7 protein-coding genes are annotated in these 12,273 nt (G+C 40.4%); 1 reads left to right on the forward strand and 6 read right to left on the reverse strand.

Features of this window, described 5'->3' with window-relative positions:
• Positions 1-85: 85 nt before the first annotated feature.
• From LV85_RS17770 to LV85_RS17795, 6 genes are all read right to left on the reverse strand, one after another.
• On the reverse strand, positions 86-1,432 hold the full coding sequence (locus tag LV85_RS17770; RefSeq protein WP_111321935.1) for a TolC family protein: 1,347 nt from the start codon (positions 1,430-1,432) through the stop codon (positions 86-88).
• Positions 1,432-4,494 carry an efflux RND transporter permease subunit gene (locus LV85_RS17775; protein WP_111321937.1) on the reverse strand — a complete coding sequence of 1,021 codons (3,063 nt, stop codon included), beginning with the start codon at positions 4,492-4,494 and terminating at the stop codon, positions 1,432-1,434. Before LV85_RS17775 ends, LV85_RS17770 begins: the two co-directional genes overlap by 1 nt.
• Position 4,495: 1 nt before the next feature.
• A complete protein-coding gene (locus tag LV85_RS17780) occupies positions 4,496-5,578 on the reverse strand; it encodes an efflux RND transporter periplasmic adaptor subunit (protein ID WP_111321939.1) in 1,083 nt (360 codons plus the stop codon).
• Between the two features lie 17 nt (positions 5,579-5,595).
• On the reverse strand, positions 5,596-6,381 hold the full coding sequence (locus tag LV85_RS17785; RefSeq protein WP_111321941.1) for an alpha/beta fold hydrolase: 786 nt from the start codon (positions 6,379-6,381) through the stop codon (positions 5,596-5,598).
• 195 nt (positions 6,382-6,576) lie between these two features.
• Complete coding sequence (locus LV85_RS17790) at positions 6,577-7,656, reverse strand: DUF481 domain-containing protein (RefSeq protein ID WP_111321943.1); 1,080 nt, start codon at positions 7,654-7,656, stop codon at positions 6,577-6,579.
• A 101-nt stretch (positions 7,657-7,757) separates the two neighbouring features.
• Positions 7,758-11,132, reverse strand: coding sequence for a TonB-dependent receptor (locus tag LV85_RS17795; RefSeq protein WP_111321945.1), 3,375 nt, complete (start codon positions 11,130-11,132; stop codon positions 7,758-7,760).
• A gap of 350 nt (positions 11,133-11,482) precedes the next feature.
• Here LV85_RS17795 and LV85_RS17800 point away from each other — a divergent pair, with 350 nt between their 5' ends.
• Positions 11,483-12,178 (forward strand): lysoplasmalogenase, encoded by a 696-nt coding sequence (locus LV85_RS17800; protein WP_111321963.1) that lies wholly within the window; start codon positions 11,483-11,485, stop codon positions 12,176-12,178.
• The last annotated feature ends 95 nt before the right edge of the window (positions 12,179-12,273 follow it).

Raw genomic sequence — 12,273 nt, forward strand, 5'->3', positions numbered from 1 at the left:
ATGCTATGCCAAAAGAAAATTAAAGCATTCGTTAAAAAAAGCAAATAAAAAAACGAAGGCTAATCAATAACCTTCGTTTTGTAGATTAATCTTGAAATTCCAAGCCGATATCCTCCGTATAATTTTGGAAAAAGATCTTCCCAGAAAGCCTTCTCAACTCTATTTCTTGTTCTTTTATATTGAAAATAGAAGTTATAAGGCGGTTTTCAGCAGTAAGCAGATTGACCTGCGCGTCTCTAAACTCAAGGTAAGATGCTATCCCTAGGCGGAATCTTTCCAAGGCGATCTCAGTACTCTCTTTAGCTACCGCATAATTTTTTTGCTCCACCTCCAGTAAATTCCTATTCGTAATATAAGTATTGTAAGATCTATGGATGTCTGAGCGAAGTTGAATCTCGTACTGATCTAACGCAAAGTCCTGCAGACGCTGCTGCACCCTTGCATTCTGAATCCTTCTGTTCAAGGTCAATCCACTGAAAAGGTTCAATTGGATATTACCCCCATAGTTAAATCCTTCACGCTGGTTTTGAATAAGAAAACCCGCATCAGAGTTCGAAGTATTATTGATGTAATTCCCAGTCAAATTAACTACTGGCAGCCTTGACATCTGAAGCTCTCTAATGGCAAGAAATGCTTCATTTTCCTGACGCTGAGCAATAAGTAATTGCTTGTTTTCCATCATTGCGTTATCCTCCAAGTCGATCAGATTTAGCATATCACCAATGACTATGGTATCCTTCACTGCGAATTGTTTGCTGGGATCCAAAGCCATCAATTCATTTAGATTCACTCTAGCATTTAAAATCACCTGCTCCTGACCAAGTAGTAAACTCAAATCAGAATTATAATCAACCTCAGCTGTCAAATAATCACGCTTACCAGCTCCTCCGAGCTCATATTGAGCCTTGGCAATATCGAGTCGAGATTGGCTAAGTTCGAGCGTACGCACCAAAACCTCATGTCTCTGCAATTCAAGAACTAGTCGATAGTATGCCGACGAAATCCCTGCCACATTATTTTCTACAGCTATTTTGGCATCCAGCTCTGAGATTTCTGTAAGGACACCAAGTCGCTTCATCACCACAAAACTCTCTGGTCTAAAGCCGTAAATGCCTACAATTGAGAAATTTTCAGTTTGAGACTTCGCATCTTCTATGGTCCTTGGATCAGGATCAGTAGCAAATCTCTGCTCCACATCCTCATGGCTGAAATTTCGAGAATAAGTCGCGTCGACTATCGGCATGAAGTAATCCCCAATCCCGATCTTTTGATCTCGCTCTCGTATGTCAATTGTCTCTACAGCAATCTTCACCTGGAAATTATTATCCAAGCCAAGTTGAATGGCTTTTTCCAAATCCAATGTTTCCGGACCTTGCGCTAGCAAAGCATTTCCAGCAATACAGAGTATAAATAGTAAACTAAGTTTCTTCATTAAATTCTAGCTAATCTTCCTTCTTTGGAAGTGAGATAAGTATAAATGGCTGGGATCACAAAAAGCGTAAGGATGGTCGCAAAGGCTAAGCCACCAATAACTGCGGCACCCATTGGCACTCTACTTTCAGCGCCTGCTCCTAACCCAAGAGCAATAGGCAAAATCCCCAAGATGGTAGACAAACTGGTCATCAAGATCGGTCTGAATCTAGCCACTGCCGCTCCAAAAATCGCCTCCTGAACTGACATTCCTGTAGCCTTTCGCTGATTGGCAAATTCGACGATAAGGATACCGTTTTTGGTTACCAAACCTATCAACATGATAATACCTATCTGAGAGAAAATATTCAGTGTAAAGTCAAATAACCACAGCGTAAACAGTGCTCCAAATAAGGCCAGTGGCACAGTAAACATGATCGTCAATGGATCCAGGAAACTTTCAAACTGTGCTGAAAGAACCAGGTAAATAAGAATCAAAGCGAACATAAATGCGAAAAACAAACTGTTCGAACTTTCTCTAAATTCCTTGGAAGGGCCTGAAACGTCAGTCGTAAACGAATCGTCAAGTACCTCAGCGGCGATACGATCCATCTCATCCAAGCCGTTCCCAATGGTATAACCTTCGGCAAGGTTGGCTGAGACCGTTCCAGCTACGAATCTGTTGAATCTATACAATTGTGGCGGGGTAGATTTTTCGGTGACAGTAACCAAATTATCAAGCTGAACCAAGGAGCCATTTTCGGCACGTACATAGAGCATTCTCAAATTAACCGGCTCATTTCTATCTTCCAATCTCATTTCTCCCACCACTTGATACTGCTTTCCATTCTTAATGAAATAAGCAAATCGCTGTCCTGAATAAGACAACTGCAAGGTTCTCGCTATTTCTTGAATAGAAACGCCTATGTTTCGGGCTTTGGCTCTGTCTATCTCAATCTCTAATTCTGGCTTGGTAAACTTCAAGTTGATGTCAGAGAAAATAAACACAGGACTTTTACCCACCTCATCCATAAAAGTAGGGATCACTTCCTTCAGCTTATCCAAAGTTGGAGCCTGAAGTACGTATTGTACCGGAAGACCTCCACGGCTGTTACCGATGGATTGTGCCTGAGATGCAAAGGCTTTTACACCTGTGTAACTCTTTAGTTTTTGGTTTACTTCGTTGAAATATTGTCCCTGAGTCTTCTCTCTATTTTCAGCATCTGAAAGAATGAATCGTATAAAACCAGAATTCGTACTGGATGAGCCAAATCCCGGCGATGTCACTGACACCAATCCACTGACCTCATCTTTTGGGTAGGTACTTTTGAAATCTTCTACCATCTGATCAATCACTCGATCCATATAGCTAAATGTTGCACCTTCTGGACCTGACATTCTGATTACGATTTCTCCCCTATCTTCAGTAGGAGCAAGTTCAGTAGGGATCTCATTGAACAACCAATAAATCCCAAAGGCCATACCGCCAACTAAAAGAAAAGACACCCATCGGAACTGCATAAACCAGCCAAGAGCTCGGTCATATTTATCATTTATCCATACAAAGCCAGGCTCTGTGAAATTATAAAATGCATTATGCTTCTCTCTTTTCTTAAGGAATTTGGAACTCAACATCGGAGTCATGGTCAATGCCACAAAAGAGGAGATAATTACAGCTCCAGCTACCACCACACCGAATTCCCTGAACAATCTACCAGTGGTTCCTGTCAAAAAGATCACGGGTAAGAATACTGCTGCAAGGGCTACCGTAGTCGCAATAACTGCAAAGAAAATCTCTTCAGATCCTTTTTCGGCTGCTTCTTGAGGATTCTCTCCTTTTTCTATTCGGGAATAGATATTCTCCAATACCACAATGGCATCATCGACCACCAGACCGATTGAGAGGACTATCCCCAATAGGGTAAGTACATTGATGGAGAAATCCATCAAATACATGATGAAGAAAACTCCTACAAGTGAAATAGGGATCGTCAGTACTGGAATAAATGTAGTCCGCCAATCTCTAAGGAAGAGGAATATAATCGCGACAACAAGAATAAATGCGGTGATAATGGTCTCCTGAACTTCCGAAATAGAGCTGCGGATAAAGCTGGTCTTATCAAAACCAATCTCTAATCCTACATCAGAAGGAAGATCTTTCTCGATAAAAACTAACCTTCTATAAAATTCATCTGCTATCTCGATACTATTTGATCCAGGAAGTGGGACCAATACAACACCTACCATAGGCACGCCATCTCTCTTCAAAATACTACGCTCATTTAGCGCAGCTAATTCCGCACTTCCTATATCTTGAAAGCGGACAATGTTATTTTGATCTTCTTTGATGATCAGATCATTGAATTCCTGAGGAGTGCTCAGCCTACTTTTGGTACGCACAGAAAGCTCGATGGTCTCACCTTCTATTTTCCCTGAAGGCAATTCTACGTTCTCACTTTGCACCTTTGCGAGCACATCCAACGGAGTCACCCCATAGGAAGCCATCTTCAAGGGATCCATTCTCAATCGGATAGCATATTCTTTCTCTCCCCAAATCCGCACTTGACTTACGCCTGGGATGGTCTGAAGTCTTTCTTTGAATATATTCTCTGCAATATCTGAGAGATCCAGGAGGCTTCTCTCGTCACTTTTTACATTTAAAAATACGATCGGCTCGGAGTCAGCATCGGCTTTGGAAACCACAGGAGGCTCGGCATCTGGAGGAAGGTTACGCTGTGCACCAGACACCTTATCTCGCACATCATTGGCTGCCGCTTCCAGATCCGCTCCCACATCAAATTCTACCGTGATACTACTGCCGCCATCGTTACTGGTAGAAGTCAGGGATTTGATCCCTTGAATCCCATTGATAGCCTCTTCGAGTGGCTCAGTAATCTGTGCTTCAATGACATCCGCATTAGCTCCTACATAAGTTGTTCTTACGTTAATGATAGGAGGATCCACACTTGGGAATTCACGGATTCCAAGAAGTGATATACCGATGGCACCAAAAAGCATGATTACCAGCGACATCACGATGGCCAATACTGGCCGGTTTACACTTATATTAGATAAGCTCGCCATGTTAGTTGATTTGAGTGAATTCAACAGGAGTACCTGTCCTTGCTTGTAACACACCAGTGGTGAGTACCAGATCCCCTACATCCAAACCACTCATGATCTGAACATGTGTATCTGTACGAGTACCGATCTCAACTGCACGCTCTTCGGCTTTGTTATCGGCACCAACTACGAAAACTTTATAGCCTTGCAATTCAGGAATTACAGATTCTGAAGGCACCATCAGTGCATCTTCTACCTCTCCTAATACAAAGCGTATTCTAACAAACATTCCCGGCAAATATTTTCTTTCCTTGTTTGGGCTTTCTGCACGCAACTTCAAAGTACGTGTAGCCGCGTCAATCTGAGGCTCAAATGCATATACCTTACCCAGTACTTCTTCAGGGCTAGACTCATTGGTAAAGTAAATAGGGGAACCCACCGTCACCTGATTGGCATAACGCTCAGGAATAGAAAATTCAATTTTAATCGGATCGATATTGACAAAGTTGGCAATGATATCATTGGTACCAATGACAGATCCTTCACTCACTTGTCTCAATCCCAAAATCCCATTAAATGGGGCTCTAATTACCGTTTTAGAAAGCTGAGCCTCCACTAATTTAAGATCAGAAAGTGTTGTGTTGTACTGGTTCAAAACAATATCGTACTCTTCCTGGCTAATCGCCTCTCTGGCTAACAGCTGCTTTTGTCTATTTTCCTGACTTTCAAATAGCTTTTGCGTGTATTCCAATCTCTGAAACTGAGCCTGAAGCTCATCATCATTGAGATATAATAGCGGGGTGCCCTTGCTCACGTATTCGCCTTCTTTGAACGAAATTTTGGTTATCAATCCAGATATTTCAGTTCTGAGATCTACCGATTCATTTGGCATAATAGTACCAGTCACAGAAAGTTGATTTCTCAAAGTTTCTTTAGCTAGCTTCACCACCTTCACCGGTAAAGTGCTTTCCTGGCCAGGACTCGCGCCGTCTGAAACGACACCAGATTGATTAGAGTTTCGGTTATCCATCCTTGGATAGATATAGGCAACAGCAGCAATTACGATCACTGCAATAATCAATATGGTCTTGGTTTGCTTTTTCATATAGAAAAGTAATAGGCTTATACAAGTTGTTTTTTGAGAAATGCCAGAGACAACTGGTTAAATTCCTGAGGTCTTTCCACGTTCACCACATGGCCACATTTCTTCAAAATATTCAATACTGAATTTTTATGCGTCTTAATTATCTTTTTAACTGGTTCCAAAAACATAACATCCTGATCACCCATCACATACAAGGTAGGAATTCCTAGATCAGATTCCTTAAAGTAGCGAAGTAGCGGATTAATATCCTTTGTTAATTGAAACCAGCGTATAAATTCTTTCTGACAGAGTTTTTGAGCTTCTCGCACAAATAGGTTCCTTGACTCTGCATGTTGTTTTCGAGGCATGATCACAAAGGCGAACAGCCTGTAGAGCCACATGTAAGGAATCACTCGCTTGAATGTACTTCCCAAAAACACCAAAATTCTGGACTGGGTAGTGAGACGAGTTACCGCACCAGCCATCACCAGTGATTTCACTCTCCATTGCTCCAGTTCCGCCAACTGACGAACGATGATTGTACCTAGAGATACACCCATGAAATGAGCTGGCGGGATATCCAAATGATCCAAGACCTCAATAATATCTTGAGTCACTCCCTGAAAAGTATATTCTTCGTTGTAGATCGCTTGAGGCAAATCCACAGATTTACCATGCCCACGAAGGTCGATGAGTAGAAGATTATACTTTTCTCTAAAATCCTTGAGCTGCTTAAACCAAACGGCAGAAGATCCTCCAGCCCCATGTATAAACACGACCCATTCCTTGCTCACCGAATGAGAAAATATTTTGTGGTACAACATGCTTGGTTAACCTTTAGACCTTTCTCAAGGTTGTCAGAATACAAAAATAACTTACATAAACTGGAAAAATATAGAAAACTTACCGATGGCAAATCTCCCCTATCAATGGAAAAAATAGAGGATGCTCCAAACATAGAGACTCGACATCTAGTCTGATGCCGAGTCTTTTAAATTCATCTACTATTTCTGTGTCAATTATAACTCCCAGCCTACCGTTGTCTGAAGTACATAATCGAGTTTCGTTGCTCCTGCTACTGGCTGATTATCATAGTTCATCGTAGTACCTACCTTCAAATAGAAATCAGAGAAAAAATCATATTTAAGATCCAATTTAAAATCCGTTCTGAATCGATTTTTTTCGGTCAAACTAGGATAAGCCATGACACTGGTCAGAAGATTTAAATCTCCTATATCATACAAATTAAGTTCGGCACCTAACATTGCTTCCCCAGAATTTCCAGAAGGGGTGTCATCATAATAAGATTCAGAGTTTAAGTTGACACCTGCTTGGAATCCAAAATAAGTCTTATTGGTATGAATAATATATTTACCCAAACCAATCTGATTACCTACTCGACTTTTGATCAACTGCTCCGTATTGGATAAGTAAGTGAAGTTGTAAAGCAAAAACCAATCTTTGGGCAGGAAATAATTAAAAGCTGCACTCGCATCTGTTCGCTTCACATCATCTACCTCATCTTGGGTAGACCTAAGAGAATTAACGGAAGAGGTAATCTTCCAGCGATCTGCCAAATAACCTAAGCCACTTCGCAAGTTTAACTGTCTAAGATTATTAGCTCGCGTAAGACTCCATCCAAAATCTATACTAGCAGAGAGTCTACTCCAAAAGCCCTCGTCCAAGGCGTTTAAATATACTATTTGACTGAGTTCAATTATTTCCTTACCTCCTTCAGGCTGCTCAGTAGTTTCCTTTTTCTTTTTTATTGAGATATTACGTATGAAGCTCTCTGGATCATAGGTATCTATCTCAGCTTTAAGTGTATCTACACTATTAAGTGTGCCATTATAGCGTTTACCGTTTGAAAGGGTGATAAGGAATTTCTTAGTGGATGCTATTTGGATGATCTCATCCCAAGTCACTTTAAAATCCGAATCACTATAGTCAGTTTCAATGGTAAGGACTCCCTTGTCCATACTCTTTATCTCACCGACAATCAGGTTTTTATTTTTCAATAACAGCGAATCGGTATTCTGTGCAATTGAATTAGAATAAGCTGCAAACACAACAACTAGTAATAGTATAACTCTTTTCATATGTTAAAATTTAAGTTTTAAAAATAACTAATTCTATCCGTTTTAAAAGGAAAAAGCATCCCTTTTTGAGGGATGCTCTATTCCTAAATGATATTTGAATTTTAGAAAATATACCTGATACCCAATTGCATACTCCAAGTAGTGGAGAAGTTACTTACGTTTTGGTAAGGTGTAGTAGGTAGCTGACCAGAAACCTGATTCATCACATAGTTAGGATTTGCACTCACAGATCCAGAACGAGATATAAGGTTCTGAGAGCCATTTGTAGTTTGTGCAACACCCCAATCCTTATTCAGAAGGTTACCGAAGTTCACAGCATCTAAACTCAATTGAAGTGTGTTTCTTTTTTCTCCAATATTGGTAAAGATATCCTGAAGGATTCTAACATCAAATCTGCTCAACCAAGGCATGATTGTCGCATTTCTCGGCACATATCCGCCTCTGTATTGCTCTAGGTCATTATCTGCAACATACTTGTCGAAAGCTGATCTTTGCTCAGCTGCTGTATATACTACATTGCCGTTAGATACGATATCAACGAAGTTGAAATCTGCCGTATTTTCTGGAATAAATAAAAGATCAGCATTGATACCATCACCGTTGACATCATTTCCATAGGTATAAGAAACTCTACCTTGGTTACCTCCAGTATAATACACACCTACTGTGGTGGCAAAGTGTCTAGCATATTCTATTCTATAACTCAAGTTCGCAACAATTCTATTTGGCAATGCAAAATCTGAAATATGTAATTGCTGATCATTTGGTGAGTTGATATTTGGAGAAGCTCCCCAAGCAGAACTAGCATTAGATCCTGAGTTAGAACTTACTTCTTCAGCTGCTGAGTAGGTGTAGAAAACAGATCCTGACAAGCCGTTATACTCAAGTACAGACAAACCTACAGTAGCAGAGAATGCATGACCTTTCACATCTGTATTCGTCAAAATAGTTGCGTTATTTGCTCCCATAGCAGGGTTATAAGCTACGCTATTTCCTGGCAATACTACCTCTCTATCATCTCCAGCAGAATTCATATTATCTGGAGAAATGGCTCTATTTGCGCCAAACTGGAATACTCCGTTGATATCCTTAGTATAAAGGAGATCTGCAGTCAACATAAATGGAGAATCTCCTAACTGATAATCAGCACCTAAACTAGTTCTCCATACAGAAGGCATTTTGAACTCTGTATCAACCAATGCAAAGGAACTTGGAGCTCCTTCTGTAGGATTCTTAATGAATACGTCTTCAGCACCTGCTGGAGGATTTTCTACATAGTAGTATTTCTCTGGCTGGAAATTCACATTTCCAATCCATCCAGCTACTTGCTCATAGCTACCTGGCTCTACGTTATTTTGAAGCACACCAGCACCTGTTGGCATATTTGTCAACCATACGAAAGGAACTCTACCCGTGAAGATACCAGTACCACCTCTTAGGATTAGACTTCTATCACCCATTACATCATAGTTGAATCCAAATCTTGGTGAAAGCATCACCTTCGAATCTGGCCAGCTCCCCGAATCATAATTCTTAGGATTGTAATCCTTATCTAATAAGGTAAGATCATTGATGGATTGATTTGGAGTAAGATCATTCAAATAGATCGGCAATTCAGCTCTCAAACCCAAAGTCAAGGTCAACTTGTCGTTTACAGCAAATTTATCCTGTGCATAAAGTGAAGCCAAGCCGAAATTAACACGCGCATAAGTCTCCTGACCCTCGTATGGATAGGTCAAACCAAACATAGTTGGCGCAACTTCATTGGCAGTGCCAGTCGTCAAAAAGTCTTCAACAGAAGCATATCTGTAATAAGAAGTACCCATTCTGACATAAGAGTTACCAAATTTCTGAAGCTCAAATGCAGCTCCCGCAGTAAAGGTATGGCGACCTTCAGTGTATGTCAGGTTATTGATAAATGAAAGGTTTTCATTTATCACATCGTTATTATATGAGAACAACTCAGTACCAAAGGTCATGTAGTTCATCTCACCTGGGTCTTTTACAAGGTTACCCATGCCATCATCAATCATATTGCCACCATCCCAGATATCAACCATTGGGAATTCAGGGCCTGGAGTAGTTCTGGTATCTTGAATCTTAGAATAAGTCACCAAAAACTGGTTAGAAATCTTGGAGCTAAAATATGAATTCAATTCAGCAGTTAGAGATCTTACTGAATTCTCAAATCCATAAGCAGAATTTTCGAAAGCAATAGAGTTAGGTCCTACTCTTGCTCCGGATGGGAATGGAGTCCTTGGTCTTGGACCAGAAGTAGCATTAGTCGTTTGTGGAGATGTACCTACCACCTGGTTGTACCGAACAGCAAGCTTGTGCTTATCATTAATATTCCAGTCAATTCTAGCCAAGAATTTAGTACTAGCCTGCTCTGCTTCATTTGCATAGCCTTGGTATCTTCCAGGATCATAACCCCACTGATTGATCAAGTGGCTTTGCACAGCTTCAAGATCAGCTACTGATGTCCTAGCAATGTTGTTTTCAGGATCAGAAATACCATCTGTTGAAGCTTTCCAAAGGTTAGCCCCTGAAGCGTTTGCTCCCGTGTTTACTTCTCTTTCAGCATTCACAAAGAAGAAAAGTTTGTTTTTGATAAGTGGACCACCTAATCTAAAACCGAAGTTATTTGTAGCAGCATCAGTTGCTTCCAACTCGACATCTCCGATTTTTTTACCTTGAAGGTTTTGGTTTTTGTTAAAGTAGTAAGCAGAACCTGTGAAAGTATTTGTACCCGAACGTGTTACAGCATTGATGCCTGCACCTGTGAAACCAGATTGCGTCACATCAAATGGCGCAATGTTTACTGAGATTTGCTCGATCGCATCCAAAGAAATTGGCTGCGAATTACCACCAGGAAGTGGATTACTGCTCAAACCAAATCCATTGTTAAAATTGGCTCCATCTACCTGAAGGTTGTTATACCTAGAGTCACGACCTGCAAACGAAGTACCATTAGCCTGTGGAGTCAAACGAGTAAATTCTGTAACAGATCTATTGATCTGAGGAAGGTCTGTCAACTGCTTGGTGGAGATACTAGTTGAGGTACCAGTCTTATTAGAATCAAATTCAGATGACTTAGTTGCCGATACGATCACTTCTCCAAGCTCTGTACTATCGTCATTAAGCGTGATGGACAATGAAAATGGCTCACCCAATCGTAGCACTACATTGTCATAAGTGGCAGCTTGGTAACCTATAAAGCTAACCTGAATCGTGTATGGCCCACCAATCCTCATATTTGGAATGGTAAATCGACCGTCTAAATTCGTAACTGCTCCGTAACGCGTACCTGAAGGCACGTGGGTAGCTACTACATTAGCTCCAGGAAGAGTCTCTCCTTGCGCATCCTCTACTAGCCCTACAACAGAACTGGTGGTAACTTGTGCTTGAGTCATACTGATGGTAGCAACGACAACCAAAAGGAGTGACATCAAACTTTTAAGTAAATTTTGCCTCATAATTTGTACGTTTTGATATAAGTTGGTTTGAAATAAATTTCAACTGCAAAGGTAAATTTGCCTTTTGGGATCTAAGGGTACTTACCATTAAGTTTTCCTGCCCAAATTTCACAAATTTTAACAATTTCTTAACATAGAAAGGTGAATAATATTCTGTTTAAAATACAAAAAAATATGTTTCACCCCTCAAAGGCTAAGAAATACCTACTTAAATTAGAATATTATTCTTAAATCCAGTTTATCCATTTACAAATTGTTAAGAAGTCCTTTTGCCAAATTAATTTTGGTCAAAGCAATCTATAGCAGGCTATTAAATCCCATATCTCAAATCCCCCAAAATTTATAACTCCTTGAAAAAGAAAAAAATACTGTGGCTTTACCTGTTTTTATTTGCTGCTTTGGCGGACATGGCCTTTATTCTAGAGCATAAAAATAATCTTCGTCTATTCTCCAAACCCCTGATTATTTTAGGTTTAGGTCTCTATTTCTATCAAATCACCAAACCTATTTCTTCCACTTTATTGGCAAAGTCCGTTTTGGCGGCACTGATCTTCTCTTGGCTGGGAGACATATTATTGTTGTGGGAAGATTTTTTCATGTATGGCATTGGAGCTTTTCTACTTGCTCAGATATGCTACATCATAGGATTTAAGGTAGCTCAGAAAGCTCCAGAGTCGATAATGAATGTGAATTTCGTCAAGACTTTCATTATCAATTTGCCTATCTATTTCATAGCAGCATTTGTATTCTATATGATCAATCCCAATTTGGGGGTATTGAAAATCCCAGTGATCGTGTACATCATTGCCATCGTCAGTATGGTGACCACTGCTAGAGAGCGCTATGGCAAATGCAATTCCGCATCCTTTTGGCAAGTATTTATCGGTGCCAGCCTATTCTTCATCTCAGATGGACTCATCGCATTGGACAAATTCTACCAACCAATTCCTGATGCCGATTTAATGATCATGGGAACCTATGCCATTGCCCAATTGATGATCGTCATGGGGGTAAGGTCTTATATACTTCAGCCGACTTTGAAGTGAACTATTGTAGGCAGTATAGTGGTAAGTTGCAGGTAAAAGGTAAAGGCACCTTAGAAATCGCATAAAAGGTTCAGGTCTGCGTGACACTGATTGAA

It is taken from the genome of Algoriphagus chordae, from assembly GCF_003254055.1.
In the GTDB taxonomy this organism is placed as follows: domain Bacteria; phylum Bacteroidota; class Bacteroidia; order Cytophagales; family Cyclobacteriaceae; genus Algoriphagus; species Algoriphagus chordae.

Excerpts from the sequence above, each read along its gene's own strand:
- LV85_RS17775 (WP_111321937.1), bottom strand. The coding sequence starts at position 4,494 with ATGGCGAGCTTATCTAATATAAGTGTAAACCGGCCAGTATTGGCCATC.
- LV85_RS17795 (WP_111321945.1), bottom strand. The coding sequence starts at position 11,132 with ATGAGGCAAAATTTACTTAAAAGTTTGATGTCACTCCTTTTGGTTGTC.
- LV85_RS17790 (WP_111321943.1), bottom strand. The coding sequence starts at position 7,656 with ATGAAAAGAGTTATACTATTACTAGTTGTTGTGTTTGCAGCTTATTCT.
- LV85_RS17785 (WP_111321941.1), bottom strand. The coding sequence starts at position 6,381 with ATGTTGTACCACAAAATATTTTCTCATTCGGTGAGCAAGGAATGGGTC.
- LV85_RS17780 (WP_111321939.1), bottom strand. The coding sequence starts at position 5,578 with ATGAAAAAGCAAACCAAGACCATATTGATTATTGCAGTGATCGTAATT.
- LV85_RS17770 (WP_111321935.1), bottom strand. The coding sequence starts at position 1,432 with ATGAAGAAACTTAGTTTACTATTTATACTCTGTATTGCTGGAAATGCT.